The organism is Nostoc sp. (assembly GCF_036917515.1).
GTDB lineage: Bacteria > Cyanobacteriota > Cyanobacteriia > Cyanobacteriales > Nostocaceae > Nostoc.
Genome location: NZ_JBALDE010000173.1, coordinates 142,727 through 158,867, shown reverse-complemented (window position 1 = coordinate 158,867; position 16,141 = coordinate 142,727). Strand labels below are relative to the sequence as shown.

Below are 16,141 nucleotides of genomic sequence, written 5' to 3'. Positions count from 1 at the left end.
AAGCGTTGTAATCTTCTCAGTGAAATGAAAGAAGAAATTAGAAATCTAACTAATTATCATTGGCTAAATGTTATTTAATTTATTAGGGGTTTATGTAAACCGGATTTGGTATTACTCAATCCGAATGGCAAAATCCCGCGCAATCGTAGTACAGCAGAGCCATATAATACGACCGATACAAGTGCGCTTCGCGTTGGCTACGATCTCGAACATCGCTTTAGCTCTAACTGGCAGATCCGTAGCGCCTTTGAATATTCGTCGTTTCAACGGTATAAAAACGATCCCTTTAACATCGCCTTAGCTGAGGATCAGCGTACCCTAAGTAGAGGCTACAGCAGGGGTGTGAATGATGAAAGAAATTATGGTATTGAGACGTATGTGGTGGGTAAGTTTGCCACAGGCAACATTAGGCATCAACTTGTCACAGGTTTTAATTTCACCAAGCATACTGATAATAGCTTCAGAGGTTTGGGCTTTGGTTTGGGATTATTCTACGTTGGAGAACGTCAAGGAGACTTAGATAATACCTTTACTTTGCCTAATTATTTCCTGACTAACGCGGCTATCTTCTATAAGCAAGACAGATTCCAGGCATCACTTAACTTCAAGAATTTGTTTAACATTAACTATTTTGAATCTGCTCAGGATAAGCTAAATGTTTTTTATGGCGATCCGTTCACGGTGCAAGCAACGATTTCGTGGGAGTTTTAAGGTCAGTTCCGGGAATGGAGGGTGGTAATCGTCGGCTGAACAACTCAGTGTCTAGGCACAATAAAACTATTACAGCCATATTATGAAGCGATGCACAGGCTTATCAATTAAGGAAGTCCAACAACTTCAGCAGCAACTGAACGAGTCTCGATAAAATTAGCCTGAACTGTGTGGCGATCGCTCTGAAGCTCACGCAGAACAAAAGTTCTGAAAACCCGAAGGACAGGCTGATTTCGGCTCCTTGTATTCCTAAGTGTAAATGAAGGATTGGTAAGGCTTCTGGAAAACTTTTTGATCTATATAGATTATTCTGGCTCGCTACAATACTTATTCATCTGATTCACTAATGTATCTGACTGTTTGCCAAGATCTGTAGCTGTTGTCAGTGCTGAGTCAATATCGACTCTCGCCTTTTGGATTGTTTCTCTACCAGATGCCGAGGCTTCTGCTGTCTTAGTTGCACCAAGCGCCTTACCTGCCTTACCGATCGCTTGGCTAAGATTTTGAAAAATCTTTACAAAACTGCTTTGAAATTCTTTCAGCTTCGGATCTGTTAGCTTCAATTCTGCAATGGATTTAGTCACAAAGTCTAAATCTTTAGATAGCTGTATGCTAGTTATCACTTGCGTTCCTTTATTTTTATCAATTAGAGAAGTTCCAGCATTTACAACTCGAATCAGTCGCTGGCACTGGGAAACTTTATTATCGGTGCAACCAGTAACAAATAAAGCAATACTTAGGCTAACAGGAGCAAGAACAGTATATTTATGTAAAACAGACATTAACACTCCAACAGTAATCAAACCCACAATATAGTATCCAATATTACGGGTAAAAGAGGTATTAGGATTAGGAGTGATAGGGAATAATCTGTATTCTGTAAACTATAACCTATTCCCTTCTTCACTTCTTTTCATCTGAAATCACCAATCTATCGGCAAACCCAACTGGTCTAAAGTAGCACCATTTTTTAACAGCCCAAAACAATCGCAGCTAAGGTTCTCCCCAACAAGTGACCATTAGTACCTCCTGCTACTGGAAAATTGATCATCTGGGTAGCAAATATAAAAGCGGTCATTAATCCCAATATCGGGGCACGACGAATACCAAAAGCCTCTTGCGATCCGCCCGAAGGCAACAAACAGCGCTGCCACAATACGCTTGGGTTAAGGAAATTTATCTCTTAAGGCGGGGGGCAGGGGAGGCAGGGGGAGAGAAAAAAGCTTAACTCAACGGTATTGGCTCCTGTCACTGGAATAGAAACAAATCCATCAGGAATATGCGCGATTTACCCTGTATTCTTAGAGGTTGATTTACTCAAAACAATCAATAAAACTATGCCATCATTTTAATAACAAAAAAAATTTTTCTGTTTTTTGCAATAGCAAAACGCAACTGTATATCTCTAGTCTCATTTGATTCATAAAATCACTCCTAAAAACAGTTAATAGCTAAACATTAACTGCCTCTTGCCTTGAGGAGGAGTTGTTTTTAAAAATAAAATAAGAATCCTTAGTTGCTTTTACAATTAGAGAAATAGTTAATATTCTCAAAAAATCAAAATGATTTTTCTTTTTTTTGTAATGTTTAATTAATTCAATACTTATTGGATCAATAAATAAATTTTTCTGCGTATAACAAGCTTATATAGTCAGCATTTGCATTTTATTCTTACCTTGCTGTAACAAGAATAATGTATAAGCATATCCCAAAATTCCCGAGACTCCATTTTAAATTAATATTCCGCGTAGTATTCTTAAAAAATTATAAAGATATGCTTGATAAACTGTATATTTGCTGACTTAGTTTACTTAAAGGTACAGGATATTTAGCTAAAAAATACGTAATCTTCTGTGTAATATCATAAAACAAAGGGTAAAATATAAAATTTAGATAAAATTTGAGAAAATACTGGAAATCTCAGTACTGAAATTACTAAATTTTCCGACCAGTTAATTGTAACAAAAGTATTCCTCAAATTTGAAGTAACTAGGTTCAATTAATAAAGTCAGCAGATGTTTGCCTCTATTTTCCACAGACTTTACACACCTTCGTTCTGCAATTTGGAATATGAAAACAAACTCATCTAACTCGCTGTTAACAGTATCAACTGGCCCACTAAAGATTTCAGAGTTGCCTCCCAACTCCGTGGGTACAGGTGATGATTATATTCATCTTTCTCTAGTAATTCCTACTTATAAAGAACGTGAAAACATTAAGAATGTAGTCAGCATATTGAGTCAATTACTGGATGAATCTATTGCAGGAAACTATGAACTAATAGTGGTAGATGATGATAGCCCAGATCGAACCTGGGAAATAGCGCAATCTTTGATGACAAAATACCCCCAGTTGCGGGTGATGCGACGCCAACAGGAGCGGGGGCTGTCCTCAGCGGTGATTCGTGGGTGGCAAGCATCTATGGGCAGTGTATTGGGGGTGATTGATGGAGATTTACAGCATCCACCAGAAATACTCATACAACTATTGCGTAATATTGAGCAGGGAGCAGATTTGGCAGTAGCTAGCCGTCATGTAGAAGGAGGCGGTGTTAGTAGCTGGAGTGTTATTAGGCGTTTCTTATCTCGTGGCGCTCAGTTGTTAGGCTTGGTAATCTTACCGGAGGTATTGGGTAGAGTTTCTGACCCGATGAGTGGTTATTTTATGGTGCGCCGGAGTGCGATCGCAGGTGCAACACTCAATCCAGTCGGATATAAAATTCTCCTAGAAGTAATTGGTCGGGGAAAAGTAGACCAAGTTGCCGAGGTTGGGTATGTATTTTGCGAACGCAAAGAGGGCGAGAGTAAGGTGACATGGAAGCAATATATAGATTACATCCACCACTTAGTGCGATTGCGGCTTTCCACAGGGAAGGTAGGACGATTGCGTAGAAAAGTCAATTTCCCCATCGGTCGATTTGTGCGTTTTGGGTTTGTTGGCTTTAGTGGTGTGTTTGTGGATTTAACGGTGTTTCACTTGCTGCGTACTGTAATTCATTTAGGTTTAACCCGCAGTACGATTCTTTCGGCCGGAGTGGCAATCGTAAATAATTTCCTATGGAATGATATATGGACTTTTAGTGATATTTCTCAGGGACAACGTGCTTTGCATCAACGTTTCAAGCGATTCTTGAAGTTCAGTGCGGTCTGTTTGGCAGGAGTTATATTACAAGCTCTAATAATTAACTTTCTCTATAATATCTTGGAAATAAATCAGTATTTAGCTAAGTTGATAGCGATCGCAGTTGCTACCATCTGGAATTTCTGGATTAATTTGAAACTTAGCTGGCGTGTCACAGACGTGAAATAATCACAACGAGGGATTTGAGATTTGGATTTTTGTTTTTAGATTTTAGAACGAATTCCGGCGTTGTTGGATAAATGGGAAAAAATGGTAAATTTTACTTATTCCTTGCTACCTTTACTAATCCTCTGCTAATTTCCTAGTTTGAATATGAAAACGAAAGCCAAAGACAACTATAGAATCCGTAACTGGCAAGAATACGATGCGGCACTCAAAGCGAGGTAGTCTGACTTTCTGGGTGAGTGAAGAAATAATTGAACAATGGCGCAACGAAAAAAAGACAGTACAGAAGGGAGCCTCTAATTATTAGAGTGACATAGCGATGGCTTCGGCAACCCGTTCGCGTAGCGTCTTTGACAGGAGAAGCGGGAACGCTACGATGGGAACTGTACAATCGGTATTTCACTTAGCAGGGTGGCAAACTCTTATGATTTTTAGAATCACTAGACTTCTTGCATAAATCAAAAGCCCTCACCCTAAATCCCTCTCCCAAGCTTGGAAGAGGGACTTTGAAATTGGCTCCCCTTCTCCCAAAATTGGGAGAAGGGGTTGGGGGATGAGGGGGAATTTTGCATTTGTGCAAGAGGTCTACTATTTATCTGAATGGAAATTGAGTTGAAAGTGCCAGATCACTCCACCTTATGCCGTCGTTTGAGCAAATTATCCGTGGAACTGCCTGTAATCCCAAAGGATGAGGCGATCCATGTTGTGGTGGATTCAACTGGAGTAAAAGTGTATGGCGAGGGAGAATGGAAACTTCGCTTTTTATTTTATGCAACAAAGCCGTGAATTACTGAAGATTTAAACAAACGAGTACTGGCAAAACAACAAGCGCTTTTAGTTAGTGGCGATCGCTCTACTTTAACGTTTATTTATAGGCAACAGCCATGATGTGAGCGCTCATTCCCAATATAGTGGGTTCGGTTTCTAACCAAGGAATCGCTTCTAAAAGGCGATCGCGGCGACCAACATCATTCCAGTGTTCCTGAAAGTTTTGTAATAACCAGCCTGGCCCTTCAATCGCTAAAATCTTTTCAGAATGCAAACCCACTTCTTCAACTTCTGCTCTGAGTTCTTCTGGATGATGAAAGAAGGTTTTTGTAAAGTAGCGGGGATGGTTGTTTGGGTTGCGGTGTTGACCATCAATCAAATCCTGTTTAACAATCTCTACAAACTCTGGATCATCTAAATGCCCTCGAAATAATCCATCTAAAGTTGAAGCAAATCGAGAAACTCCCGTAGCAAAGGCAAAACCTCCAGTTTTTAAGAGCCGATGAGCTTCACGCAAAGCAATAATCCGATCTGTGCGCTCAGTCAAATGATACAAAGGCCCAAGTAAGAGAACAGCATCAACGCTATTATCCGCTCGATTCAGTTGCCGAGCATCTCCAATTGCCAAACTAGCTAAAGGATATTCCGGTTGAGCTTGAGACAAATGTCAGGCTTGCTTTATGTGCAAAGGAACTGCATCAATGAGATGGATTTCATAGCCTTGTTGAGCAAGCCAAAAAGAATAGACGCCAGCACCACCGCCAACATCGAAAATCACTGCGGGAGGAGGTGATAGGTGGCGGCTAATAAGTTCTTGGCTTCGGGCTAATTCCAACAAACCTGCACCTTTTGATAACCGATCTTGCTCCTGACCACTCGCGTAATGGATTAACGCTTCATCTGCAAGCAGATTGTTTAATTCAGAAAAATCTGACATCGTGAATCTCAACTTCAATCAAATCATTATCTTTAAGGTTATATAACTCCCGAAGTTTCACATCGCAAGCTATCTCAATAATTGTTTTCGGATGATCTCCACTGTCAGTATTATTTTTGTCTGTTCTTAAAATAAAAGCATCTCTTCCAAATATCTGACAGGGAACAATGTTAACAGAAACAGTCCCTCCATATTCTTCCTTTTCCAGACGCATTAAATTTTTAGGAAGATGGTAAGGTTGATCTAGCTGAATATTTAAAGTTCCAGGAAATAATTTCATTCCCGTTTTTCTCAAGTAATATTCCTGGAGTTTCTCAATCCAGTAAGAAAAGTTTCCTAAACCACTGACAACCTTACCTTTCAAGATTTTCATCTATCTTTATTTTTGTAACTAAGAGGAAGTGGCACTGATACCACGTACAAAAATATCTACACAGGTTTCGATATAGTCCTCACAGCTATAGCTGCCTTGATTGAATTTTGCACTGCGGCATAGCATTCCAGCTAACAGCATTCCTGTAAACATATCAACAGCCGGAAATGGATCGAGGTCTGCCCTGACAGTGCCTCGTTTCTGACTCGATTGCAGGTAAGCTACCAGTTTTTGTGCTAAGGGCTTGGCAGCTTCTTGAATCACTTGTTTGGCTGCCTCTGGATGACGTTTGGCTTCTCCAATGAAGGTACGAATTAAGTCCTCCTGTGTCTCTAGCATAGTATTGTAGAGATGGGCATACTGTTTTAAATCAATTTTTAGATCCTGTGTCCATGCTTCGGGGTGTGCAAGGGCTTCTGTCTGGAGTACTAAGGCATTTTTCATTACTGCTCTCAGAAGTTGTTCTTTGCTAGCAAAGTGGCGAAATAAAGTCACCTCATTCACACCAGCAACACGAGCTATTTCACGGGTAGTTGCTCCTTGAACACCTAAACTGGCAAATACCTGTAAGGCGGCTTCTATCAAACGTGTACGGGTGAGAGTTGATGAACGGATGGTTTTATGCATTTATGCTGGCAAGTACTTCCTTTCATCATAGATTATGTAGAAAAAGTGGTCATAATTTGGGGAAAATCGTGTTGATGCCAACATTTTTAAAGTTATTGAAAATATTTACCTTCTCAAATTTATTTCAGTACGGTAGCTAATGTTTTACTCATTTTAATAACTGGAACAACTATCCCACTTCTTAAATAATGAGGTGCTTTTTGGATAGCAGTAAATCCTAGTCGTAAATAAAACCCTTCAGCATAAAGGCTAGCAGTTGTAATTACCTTATCTATACCTTGCTCAGTTGCTTCATTGCAAAAATGTTGAACTAAAGCACGGCCAATCCCTTTACCTTGATATTTAGGATGGACATACAACCCGATTAGTTCATCAACAATGAAACTAGCAAAACCTATAACAACATCTCCCTCGCTCGCAACCCAGAAAGATTCCGCTTTCATACTCTTCAAGATATTTGAACCATCAGGTTTGTCGCGGTTATTGCGCCAAGCTAAAAGTTCTTTTTGGGTGTAGAAAGTTGCAGGTAGAGCTTTGATAGCAGCAATATGAATTGCACTCAGCACCCACGCATCTGTTTCTTGGGCAGGTCGAAGAGATATTTCCTTAGCGCTCATAGGTTCAAGGCTGGCATTCAGATTACAACAGAAGGCAGAGGGCAGATTGCTTTTAGCGTCTCTCCTTTGGAGAAGGCAGGAGGAAACAAGTATGAATGAAAACTTTAGTTCTGGGTCATTGCCTAGTTGAAAAAGAAGAATTGTTCTGTAGAGTATGTTATGGCTTCCGTAACGCACCGAAAATCGGAAATGGTGCATTATGTGTTTCACGTTAATATCAATCTACCCTATCTTTATAATTATTTGCGCCTAGCTATTTATTAGCAGTTTGCAATTGAGTCACAACTCGCTGGACAATTTGCCGTCTGATTTCCTGAACATTGTGACTTGCATCTATAACGCGAGCAAGTACAGCCGCAGGAGCAGTTTGGGGAGAACCACTGTTAAACGGTGGTTGGGGATTGTATTCAATCCGTAGTTGAATTGCTTGGGCGAGCGCTTCCCCAAATAACTCAGCAGCTAGAGCCAGCCCAAAATCAATGCCAGCTGTCACACCACTGCCTGTAATTCGATTGCGATCAATGACAACTCTTTGGGCAACTGTCTTCACTCCTAACATTTCAAGTAAATCCAACGATAGCCAGTGAGTAGTAGCGCAATAGCCCTGAAGTAAACCCGCCGCCGCCAGCAGCAGCGAACCAGTGCAGACAGCCGTAACATAACGGGCTTGTTTTCCTTGGGTTTTGAGAAAGCCGAGGAACTTTTCATCTTCCATTTTGGCATTGATACCTGGGCCTCCTGGCACAAATAACACATCTAAAGCTGGGGCTTGAGCAAAGGTTGTGTCAGGTAGAAAAGTGAGGCCGCAATCGCTCCGAATTGGTTCAAGTGTTTCCGCCAGCAGATATAATTGCGCCTTTGGCAATTTGGCAAAGACTTCGTAGGGGCCCGTAAAATCTAACTGCGTTACATTTGGGAACAATACTATTCCAATGGATAGAGAAGAAATTTGTTCTGTAACAGTCATTATTAGTACCCTTGTTCGCAAAACTCCGATCAATTGCTCCTGCAACTTGACCCAATAGTATAACTCTTAAAATATAAACTACAGTAATTTTATCAACAAAAAGTATAAAAAACCCTAATTATCACTAATTCTATCGACAAACCGTATATTATGGATAAAGCAAAAAAATAACCAACTTCAAGAGACAAATTTTGAAGTAATCAAGCAATATCTTGTGATATTTGGCTTATTTTGCTGTGCTTATTTTGAATATCTTCTTAAAGCTTGCTCTATTAGAGTATTTGACAAGCCAGAAGACATTAGAAAATCAAAAGGAGTAAATGTGATCAACGCCATACAAATTAACGAAAACTTGACAACAACAGGACAAGTCATACCGAAACAGCTTGAGCAAGCTATTCAAGAAGGTTTTAAGTCCGTTCTCAATTTGCGATCGCCTGATGAACTAGGATTTTCCAAAGATGAGCAAAAAGTAGCGGAAGCATTGGGGCTATGTTATCAAAATGTTCCACTCAAGGTGGATCTAAAAAATTTGAATGAAGAGGTGATTACCAAAATCCTCACGATACTCGAACAAATCCCGAAACCAGCAGTTGTACATTGTGCCGCCGGGATGCGCTCGACTGGAATTGCGCTGTTGAGTATCGCTATCCAGGAAGGATTAACACCAGAGGAAACCTTAGCAAAAGCGAGAAATCTCGGTTTTGGATTCTTTGAACACGCTGGTGTTAGTCCCCGATTGAAGCAATTATTTGTGGACTACGTTAACAAACACGCAAAAATAGCTATACCTACTAGCTGCTCTTAAATGTTAGTGATTTCTAATTGTTATGTCTTAATAGACTAGACGGCTGCTATACAAATCATTAAAGAACAATTCAGAAGCGAAGCCTAAGACGCTTTGCGGCTTGGCGTCAGAATCAAGACGTTCTCTACGTTCACACAGCGCGTAGCTTGTTTCTTTGCAGGGATAGCAAGTCGCACAGAATCCAATTGGAGAATTCTGGCTCCTGACTCCTGAATTCTTTCTTGTTAAATTAAAAACTGCTCTTGCTGAAAGCAGACAAGAGCAGTTTTGAATAGCAAAGCCCAAAATAAAAATTAGGCATCTTCAAGTTCAAATTGAGCCACTGTAACAGCATTAAAAGCGAAAGCTAAAACTAATGGCATCGGCGACTGCAACCAAAAGGTAAAAAGAACAGCTAGGATTGTGCCAATTACTGCCGACAGCGACCACAATCGTTCTTCCAGAGTCAGTCCTTTTTCGGCTTTGATCAATCTGAGAACATGAACTGGAATTGGCTCTGGCATTACCCCACCCGGAGGGAAAGCCCAGAAGTTGTTACGTCGCTCAACAAATAAATCTGTCCAGCCATTTTCTTGGCACCATGCCTCTATCCATTGAAGAGAGTAATGATTTATCATCGGGTTTCGGAGTTTGGTTTGTGGAAGTTATGTACTTGGTAAATGTAAACTCTAAGAGATTTCTGAAGAACTAACTAATCGCTATAAAATTAACGCTAATTATCGAACTTTTAAGCTTTGTTAAGCAATTAAAACGTATATAATTACGTTCAAACCTTGCTTTCATTAATTAAAAGACTAACAGTTGATCGGGGCTGTTGAATTTAAAAGACAACAAACTTTACTTGCAAAATAAAAAGTCAAAAATTGTAAATCACTCCATGAGTATTACTGCTCAAAAAGACTTTTTATATCTTGAAAATTTAAATCCAGAAAGAAAGAATTGTAAACAAGTCAATAAGCATAAACCATAGTAGACATTGCTTTATTCAGCTAAATTATTCCTTTAGAGTTAGGAATTTCAAGTTTTATCTGCATTAAGAGCGATAGATTATGCTCCCCATCTCTATTTTGCTAAAGCTTGCTTGATGTGAGAAACAATTTATACTCAGTCATTGCACTTGCTATTTAGTAATTATTGTTCTGATATCTAATCTAATTTTAGTGCGATCGCTGATTGCCACTCTCTACCTCAAGTAGCAGGGATAATTTTGCTAAAGTAAGAAGCTTATGCTCTTTTTGCGTTACAAAATATTAAGCAACGGAAATACACGTTCTCCAAGTCCAGTAGCAAGGCTGCGAGTCTCAATTAGTACGAGTCAGTCTTGCTAATATTCAAATGCGGTAATTAAATGCGGCGATTATACACTAAATTGGCTCTCGATATATTTTGGCGGCAAGCATTAGCATTCCTTTTCGGAATTATTATCTGGTGTGTGGCCGATCCAGCAGTGGCAGTAGACTGGACTCATCCACTGTCATTTAGCAATGCAGAGTTATCAAGACGTGATTTTTCTGGACAGAGTTTGCAAGCTGCGGAGTTTTCTAACGCCAATATGGAATTGGCTAACTTTACAAATGCTGACTTACGGGGAGCAGTCATGAGCGCTTCGGTGATGACAAAAGCAAATCTCCACGGAGCGGATTTAACGAATGCAATGGTCGATCAGGTAAACTTGACTAAGGCAGATTTGAGCGATGTAGTTTTCAAAGAAGCTCTTTTGCTCCGTGCCATATTTAATGATGTAAATATAGACGGTGCAGATTTTACAGATGCAATTTTGGATAAAGCGCAAATCAAAGAACTGTGCGAAAAAGCCAGTGGTGTGAATTCCAAAACAGGCGTGCAAACTCGTGATTCTCTAGGATGTCAATGAAGCGTGTTGGTGTAATTGGTGGCGGACAACTTGCCTGGATGATGGCGGATGCAGCGCAGAAGCTAGGAGTAGAATTAGTAGTACAAACTCCTAGCGAACACGACCCGGCCGTGTCAATCGCCAAAGAAACTGTTTTCGCACCAGTTGATGATGCAAGCTCTACGGAAATATTAGCTGAAAAATGTGATGTCATCACCTTTGAAAACGAATTTGTTAACCTGCAAGCTTTATCTGGTTTGGCACAGCAAGGCGTTTGCTTCCGTCCCAGATTAGAAGCTTTAGCTCCTCTTTTAGATAAATATCATCAGCGTTGCTATTTACGCGACTTGGGATTACCAGTTCCTCAATTTTTTGCTCATGACGAGGTGGAAAATCTTCAATCAAAAATAGAATATCTAGGTTTCCCAGTAGTTCTCAAATCCCGTCGCCACGGTTATGATGGTCAAGGTACTTTCATAATTCCAGATTTTGCTACTTTAGAGCAAAAGCTAAATTATGAAACCTCAACACCAACTTTAAATCAATCGCTTTTCTTGTTAGAAGAATTTGTCCCTTTTGAAAGAGAACTAGCAGTAATTGCAGCTCGTTCTGTGGAGGGAGAAATTGTTACTTATCCAGTTGTAGAAACCCAACAAGAACAACAAGTGTGTCGGCGGGTGATTGCGCCAGCCGAAATTACGTCCAATCAAGTAGCAGAAATCCAAGCGATCGCACATACTCTATTAAATAGCCTAGAAGTAGTGGGAATTTTTGGAATTGAGCTATTTCTCAGGGCTGATGGCAAAGTGCTGGTAAATGAAATTGCACCACGTACACACAATTCTGGGCATTTTTCTCTTGACGCTTGTGAAACTTCTCAGTTTGAGCAGCATCTTCGAGCCGTTTGTGATTTACCTTTGGGAAATCCGGCTTTCCAGTGCGCCGGCGCTGTAATGGTGAACCTATTGGGGTATGAAAATTCTCACAGTGACTACCAAAGTCAGCGTCAACAAATAGCAGAAATTTCCCAAGCGCACCTTCACTGGTATGGAAAGACAGAATCACGTCCGGGACGAAAGTTAGGACATATCACCGTTTTGCTGGATAATCATAATCGAGAGATGGCGATCGCGATCGCCCAGACCATAGAATCTATCTGGTATCCCAGGTAAATTGAGCAGAAAGTTTCGCTGTTGAACACACAACATATTTTTGAAAGCTATAATGATTTAAGTTGCACTACGACGTTGGTGACTGCCATCAAGTTTTTTGATCTATGCCTTTAATGACAAGGGAGTCAACTGTTCTCGTGGCAGTAGACCGGGCATGTACCCGGAAACTTTAAACGAGGAATTTAGGTTCCCACCTGGATAAACCCAGGTCATAAACTTAGGTAAAACGGCGTCGCGGTGAACTTAAAATTATTAGCTCCCAAAGTTCAGTTAGAATTTGGGGGCTTTAATTATTTAAATCAGTTTTCAATTATGCAACGCCAAAATGTAAGTGTAATAGAGTGAAGCGTAGGCATCGCTTTTGCTGATCTACAATACTTAGGGTATTTGGAAGTTTTGCACAATTGTTAGTGATGTCAGTTTTTATGTTTGAACAACAACCTAAAGATTTACAATTTTATGTTAAACAGTTAGCAAGCGTTGCTTTACAAAAATCAGAACCATCGGCATGGTTTGAAGTGTTATATACCGAAGCTAAAGGTGATACAGCAAAAATTCCTTGGGCAAAGTTAACTCCTCACCCTTATCTACAAAATTGGTTGACGAATCATCAACCGTTCGCTTCTGGGCAAAAGGCGCTAGTCATTGGTTGCGGCTTGGGAGATGATGCCGAAGCTTTAGCTGATCGAGGGTTTGAAGTAACTGCCTTTGATATTTCACCGACAGCGATCGCTTGGTGTCAAGAACGATTTCCAGATTCGACTGTCAATTATATAGTTGCAGATTTGTTAGCAATTCCCCCACAATGGCATCAAGCTTTTGACTTTGTTTTTGAATGTCGTAATATTCAAGCTTTGCCGTTGAATGTGCGTTCTTGGGTTATTTCCTCAGTTGCCTCCTTTGTTGCTCCCGGTGGCACACTTTTGCTGATTACTCGTGTTCGAGATACAGAAGCTGAACCTTCTGGCCCACCTTGGCCATTATCAGACTTGGAACTTAAACAGTTTGAAAGTCTGGGATTACAGCAAGTAGAAAAACTCGTGTTTTTAGAATCTGAGCTTGACGTTAAACAAGTGCGGATTGAATATCAAAGGCATAATTCTTTGACATCCTCTGATTTCTAGTACTGCATGTGGGGAAACGTGCCGCAGTAACAAGCGGTGGAAGGGCATACACACCTGCAAAGACTATATCCGCCAGCTACCAAGATTTACATTATCGCTATGGCTTGCAAACAGCAGTAAACGCCGCTTTTGGTGGGATGCTCGGGTTGAGAAAACCCTGGCAAGAGTTGGAATTGAACTTAATTTTAAAGTGGCGCAGTCCATTTAACAAAGAAAATTGGGAGCGCTGGGGGCAACCGTTTGGGTAGAAGAAAGTAAAGTTTAGTGTCAAAGCAAATCCCCTTTAACAGTAGAATAGTTGGTTTATTATTATTGGTATTAATAATTATTCTGGTTTACCGAACCGCAAAATTCGAGTAAACCGTAATTTTTTTGACTGCTTAATTTGGTGCGGTAATCATCAAATATTTGGTGATAATTACCGAATTAAAAGCTTGCTTTTTCTCAATAAGATGGAAATCAAAGCAAGGAATTAAATCCAAAGTTGGTTGAGCAAAAAACTACTACTACGAGGGATAAATTAATATGCTAGTTCGTTACAACCCCTGGCAAGAATTGAACGCTTTAGAACGTCACATCAACGGCTTATTGGGAGATACCAAAGTCCCATCTGCACGGCTTGAAAAAGGCTTTATCAGAGTTCCTGCTGCTGAGTTGCAAGAAACTGATGATGCGATTCATCTCAAGCTAGAACTGCCAGGACTGTCAGCTAAAGACTTAGATATTCAAGTCACTGAAGATGCTGTTCACATTAGCGGTGAGCGCAAGTCTGAAACTAAAACCCAGAACAATGGCACTACCAAGAGTGAATTCTACTACGGTAAATTCCAACGTGTAATTCCTCTGTCTACTAGGGTTCAAAATACCAATGTCACCGCAGATTATAAAGACGGCATTTTGAATCTGACATTGCCTAAAACTGAGCAAGAAAAGAACAAAGTTGTCAAAGTTAATCTAGAGCAACCTGTTGCCTAATGGGTTCTGATGAGACTACTCTACCTCCAATAAATAATTGATTGAGATAGCTAAGAGCTTGGTTCTGACATAGACCAAGCTCTTTTGTATGCAATGTCTACTTTAAGGGGCTGCGCTTACGCTTTTTTCCTCTAAGAATTGGGTGGGGACGATCGCTCCCCAAGTCTCACAAATATTGCACCGCGTTGAACATTACTTAAGTAAACCACACTTAAGTGCGATCGCTATGACAATTGGTGCATTTACAAGTGATCGCACCGAAGTTTGCTATGCGATCAAGCCCTCTCTAGAAAATGCTCGTCTTTATCAAGAATCTCGAAATTATGCACAAGAGTTAGAGCGATCGCTCGTCAAATTGTTGAGCAAATCCATGATGGGCGGTTGAGTTGCAATTCTGTACTTGGCGAAGGAACAGAATTTGTCATTGAGATTCCAGTATTTTAACTAATTTGCGATTTTCCTCCCAATGCATAACGCTTCTAATTTTTCAGTAATGTGGAGAACAGCAATAGCATAATTCTACTAAATCTGTATAATTTGATTCTAAATCAGGTATCGTTCAGAGTTAAAATGACACAATTCCGTTAAATTGTGGTTAAAACTACAAAAAATTGTTAAAACAACTAACTAATACCGTATTTCCAGCCTCGGTCTTCCGACTAGAGAGTGGTTTAACTTTTATTCATCAAGAAATTCCCACTACTCCTGTAGTTGTGGCGGATGTTTGGGTGCGTGCTGGAGCCAGCCTAGAGCCAAACCCGTGGTTTGGTATGGCGCACTTTTTAGAACACATGATTTTTAAAGGTACGGCGACGCTACCTCCTGGAATGTTCGATTCCAAAGTTGAAAACCGGGGTGGTGTAAGTAATGCAGCGACAAGCTATGATTATGCTCATTATTCACTTACCACAGCTGCCCCTTATTTAAAAGAGACTCTGCCTTATTTGGGAGAACTACTACTCAATGCGGCAATTCCAGAAGATGAATTTAGCCGCGAACGAGACGTGGTACTAGAAGAAATTCGCTCTTGTCAGGACGATTCCGACTGGATAGGATTTCAAGCTCTAATTCAAAGCATTTATCCGCATCACCCTTACGGACGTTCGGTGTTGGGTACTGAGCAAGAACTGATGCAGCAATCGCCAGAAGCAATGCGCTGTTTTCACCGCACTCACTATCAGCCAGAAAACATGACGGTGGTAATTGCCGGAGGTATAGCCCAGCAACCAGCTTGGGAAATGATAAATCATTCATTTGCTGATTTTGCCGAACCCTCAAATTGTCCGCAGTTTGAGAAAGTGATAAAACCAGCGATTGCAGGAATCCACCGTCAAGAACTGTGTTTACCACGCATAGAGCAAGCGCGATTGTTAATGGCGTGGCTAGTACCCGGAGTAGAAGATATCCGTACTGGCTATGGTTTAGATTTTTTGTCAGTTTTATTGGCAGAAGGGCGGACTTCGCGTTTAGTGCGTGATTTGCGAGAAGATTTGCAATTAGTACAGGGAATTTACAGTAGTTTTTCTCTACAACGAGAATCAAGTTTATTTACAATTACTGCCTGGTTAGAACCAGAAAATCTGGAGGAAGTTGAGTCTTTAATTTGCGCTCATTTGGATGATTTGCAGACTAAAGGAATTAGTGAACAAGAACTTGCTCGTACACGCAGACTTCTATGTAACGAGTATGCGTTTTCTACCGAAACGCCAAATCAACTTACAGGGCTTTATGGATATTACAATACCATTGCCCAAGTTGAATTAGCTGTGACATATCCCCAGCAGATTCAGTCTTTTGATGCCAAAGAATTGCAAAAATTAGCTAAACAGTATCTATCGCTGCAGAATTACGCGGTTACTGTACTTAAACCGTGTTAGTTATTGAGCATTGGGCATGGGGCATAG

Annotated in this window: 18 protein-coding genes, 1 other RNA gene and 2 pseudogenes; 12 read left to right on the top strand and 9 right to left on the bottom strand. The window is 40.4% G+C overall.

Annotation, left to right across the window (positions count from 1 at the left end):
- The first annotated feature begins 105 nt into the window (after nt 1-105).
- Nucleotides 106-711, top strand: coding sequence for a TonB-dependent receptor domain-containing protein (locus V7K89_RS23030; RefSeq protein WP_335191263.1), 606 nt, complete (start codon nt 106-108; stop codon nt 709-711).
- 305 nt (nt 712-1,016) lie between these two features.
- Here the strand turns inward: V7K89_RS23030 and V7K89_RS23025 are convergent, their stop codons facing one another.
- Nucleotides 1,017-1,493, bottom strand: a complete 477-nt coding sequence (locus V7K89_RS23025; protein WP_335191261.1) for a hypothetical protein — start codon at nt 1,491-1,493, stop codon at nt 1,017-1,019.
- A 194-nt stretch (nt 1,494-1,687) separates the two neighbouring features.
- Nucleotides 1,688-1,868, bottom strand: a pseudogene (locus V7K89_RS23020) (energy-coupling factor ABC transporter permease); the annotation flags it as partial.
- Nucleotides 1,869-2,781: 913 nt separating this feature from the next.
- On the opposite strand from V7K89_RS23020, the gene V7K89_RS23015 reads away from it, so the two are divergent.
- Both V7K89_RS23015 and V7K89_RS23010 read left to right on the top strand, forming a co-directional pair.
- Nucleotides 2,782-4,020, top strand: coding sequence for a glycosyltransferase (locus V7K89_RS23015; protein WP_335191259.1), 1,239 nt, complete (start codon nt 2,782-2,784; stop codon nt 4,018-4,020).
- Between the two features lie 609 nt (nt 4,021-4,629).
- Nucleotides 4,630-4,776 (top strand): annotated as a pseudogene (locus V7K89_RS23010) (transposase); the annotation flags it as partial.
- 106 nt (nt 4,777-4,882) lie between these two features.
- Here the strand turns inward: V7K89_RS23010 and V7K89_RS23005 are convergent.
- From V7K89_RS23005 to V7K89_RS22980, 6 genes are all read right to left on the bottom strand, one after another.
- Complete coding sequence (locus V7K89_RS23005) at nt 4,883-5,449, bottom strand: class I SAM-dependent methyltransferase (protein ID WP_335191257.1); 567 nt, start codon at nt 5,447-5,449, stop codon at nt 4,883-4,885.
- Between the two features lie 3 nt (nt 5,450-5,452).
- Nucleotides 5,453-5,722 carry a hypothetical protein gene (locus V7K89_RS23000; protein WP_335191255.1) on the bottom strand — a complete coding sequence of 90 codons (270 nt, stop codon included), beginning with the start codon at nt 5,720-5,722 and terminating at the stop codon, nt 5,453-5,455.
- On the bottom strand, nt 5,706-6,095 hold the full coding sequence (locus V7K89_RS22995; protein ID WP_335191253.1) for a DUF120 domain-containing protein: 390 nt from the start codon (nt 6,093-6,095) through the stop codon (nt 5,706-5,708). Before V7K89_RS22995 ends, V7K89_RS23000 begins: the two co-directional genes overlap by 17 nt.
- A gap of 18 nt (nt 6,096-6,113) precedes the next feature.
- A complete protein-coding gene (locus V7K89_RS22990; RefSeq protein WP_335191251.1) occupies nt 6,114-6,722 on the bottom strand; it encodes a TetR/AcrR family transcriptional regulator in 609 nt (202 codons plus the stop codon).
- A gap of 119 nt (nt 6,723-6,841) precedes the next feature.
- Entirely contained in the window at nt 6,842-7,339 is a 498-nt protein-coding gene (locus V7K89_RS22985; RefSeq protein WP_335191248.1) for a GNAT family N-acetyltransferase, read from the bottom strand.
- 253 nt (nt 7,340-7,592) lie between these two features.
- Nucleotides 7,593-8,306 (bottom strand): DJ-1/PfpI family protein, encoded by a 714-nt coding sequence (locus tag V7K89_RS22980; RefSeq protein WP_335191246.1) that lies wholly within the window; start codon nt 8,304-8,306, stop codon nt 7,593-7,595.
- 322 nt (nt 8,307-8,628) lie between these two features.
- On the opposite strand from V7K89_RS22980, the gene V7K89_RS22975 reads away from it, so the two are divergent.
- On the top strand, nt 8,629-9,114 hold the full coding sequence (locus tag V7K89_RS22975; protein WP_335191244.1) for a protein tyrosine phosphatase family protein: 486 nt from the start codon (nt 8,629-8,631) through the stop codon (nt 9,112-9,114).
- Between the two features lie 293 nt (nt 9,115-9,407).
- On the opposite strand, the gene V7K89_RS22970 is transcribed toward V7K89_RS22975, so the two are convergent.
- Nucleotides 9,408-9,731 (bottom strand): hypothetical protein, encoded by a 324-nt coding sequence (locus V7K89_RS22970; protein WP_335191242.1) that lies wholly within the window; start codon nt 9,729-9,731, stop codon nt 9,408-9,410.
- A 731-nt stretch (nt 9,732-10,462) separates the two neighbouring features.
- On the opposite strand from V7K89_RS22970, the gene V7K89_RS22965 reads away from it, so the two are divergent.
- From V7K89_RS22965 to V7K89_RS22930, 8 genes are all read left to right on the top strand, one after another.
- Nucleotides 10,463-10,987 carry a pentapeptide repeat-containing protein gene (locus V7K89_RS22965; RefSeq protein WP_335191239.1) on the top strand — a complete coding sequence of 175 codons (525 nt, stop codon included), beginning with the start codon at nt 10,463-10,465 and terminating at the stop codon, nt 10,985-10,987.
- Complete coding sequence (locus tag V7K89_RS22960; RefSeq protein WP_335191276.1) at nt 10,984-12,138, top strand: 5-(carboxyamino)imidazole ribonucleotide synthase; 1,155 nt, start codon at nt 10,984-10,986, stop codon at nt 12,136-12,138. Before V7K89_RS22965 ends, V7K89_RS22960 begins: the two co-directional genes overlap by 4 nt.
- Nucleotides 12,139-12,199: 61 nt before the next feature.
- Nucleotides 12,200-12,383: non-coding RNA, 6S RNA (gene ssrS, locus V7K89_RS22955), on the top strand.
- A 180-nt stretch (nt 12,384-12,563) separates the two neighbouring features.
- Nucleotides 12,564-13,262: a class I SAM-dependent methyltransferase gene (locus V7K89_RS22950; RefSeq protein ID WP_335191275.1), complete on the top strand. Its 699-nt coding sequence runs from the start codon at nt 12,564-12,566 to the stop codon at nt 13,260-13,262.
- Between the two features lie 8 nt (nt 13,263-13,270).
- On the top strand, nt 13,271-13,510 hold the full coding sequence (locus V7K89_RS22945) for a hypothetical protein (protein WP_335191237.1): 240 nt from the start codon (nt 13,271-13,273) through the stop codon (nt 13,508-13,510).
- A 277-nt stretch (nt 13,511-13,787) separates the two neighbouring features.
- Nucleotides 13,788-14,237: an Hsp20/alpha crystallin family protein gene (locus V7K89_RS22940; RefSeq protein ID WP_335191235.1), complete on the top strand. Its 450-nt coding sequence runs from the start codon at nt 13,788-13,790 to the stop codon at nt 14,235-14,237.
- 142 nt (nt 14,238-14,379) lie between these two features.
- Nucleotides 14,380-14,622, top strand: a complete 243-nt coding sequence (locus tag V7K89_RS22935; protein ID WP_335191232.1) for a hypothetical protein — start codon at nt 14,380-14,382, stop codon at nt 14,620-14,622.
- Nucleotides 14,623-14,848: 226 nt separating this feature from the next.
- Complete coding sequence (locus V7K89_RS22930) at nt 14,849-16,114, top strand: M16 family metallopeptidase (RefSeq protein ID WP_335191230.1); 1,266 nt, start codon at nt 14,849-14,851, stop codon at nt 16,112-16,114.
- The last annotated feature ends 27 nt before the right edge of the window (nt 16,115-16,141 follow it).

What these genes read in the sequence shown, in the direction of transcription:
- V7K89_RS23025 (WP_335191261.1), bottom strand. Translation starts at nt 1,493, where the DNA reads ATGTCTGTTTTACATAAATATACTGTTCTTGCTCCTGTTAGCCTAAGT.
- V7K89_RS22960 (WP_335191276.1), top strand. Translation starts at nt 10,984, where the DNA reads ATGAAGCGTGTTGGTGTAATTGGTGGCGGACAACTTGCCTGGATGATG.
- V7K89_RS22980 (WP_335191246.1), bottom strand. Translation starts at nt 8,306, where the DNA reads ATGACTGTTACAGAACAAATTTCTTCTCTATCCATTGGAATAGTATTG.
- V7K89_RS22950 (WP_335191275.1), top strand. Translation starts at nt 12,564, where the DNA reads ATGTTTGAACAACAACCTAAAGATTTACAATTTTATGTTAAACAGTTA.
- V7K89_RS22940 (WP_335191235.1), top strand. Translation starts at nt 13,788, where the DNA reads ATGCTAGTTCGTTACAACCCCTGGCAAGAATTGAACGCTTTAGAACGT.
- V7K89_RS23000 (WP_335191255.1), bottom strand. Translation starts at nt 5,722, where the DNA reads ATGTCAGATTTTTCTGAATTAAACAATCTGCTTGCAGATGAAGCGTTA.
- V7K89_RS22965 (WP_335191239.1), top strand. Translation starts at nt 10,463, where the DNA reads ATGCGGCGATTATACACTAAATTGGCTCTCGATATATTTTGGCGGCAA.
- V7K89_RS22985 (WP_335191248.1), bottom strand. Translation starts at nt 7,339, where the DNA reads ATGAGCGCTAAGGAAATATCTCTTCGACCTGCCCAAGAAACAGATGCG.
- V7K89_RS22990 (WP_335191251.1), bottom strand. Translation starts at nt 6,722, where the DNA reads ATGCATAAAACCATCCGTTCATCAACTCTCACCCGTACACGTTTGATA.
- V7K89_RS22995 (WP_335191253.1), bottom strand. Translation starts at nt 6,095, where the DNA reads ATGAAAATCTTGAAAGGTAAGGTTGTCAGTGGTTTAGGAAACTTTTCT.
- V7K89_RS23015 (WP_335191259.1), top strand. Translation starts at nt 2,782, where the DNA reads ATGAAAACAAACTCATCTAACTCGCTGTTAACAGTATCAACTGGCCCA.
- V7K89_RS22970 (WP_335191242.1), bottom strand. Translation starts at nt 9,731, where the DNA reads ATGATAAATCATTACTCTCTTCAATGGATAGAGGCATGGTGCCAAGAA.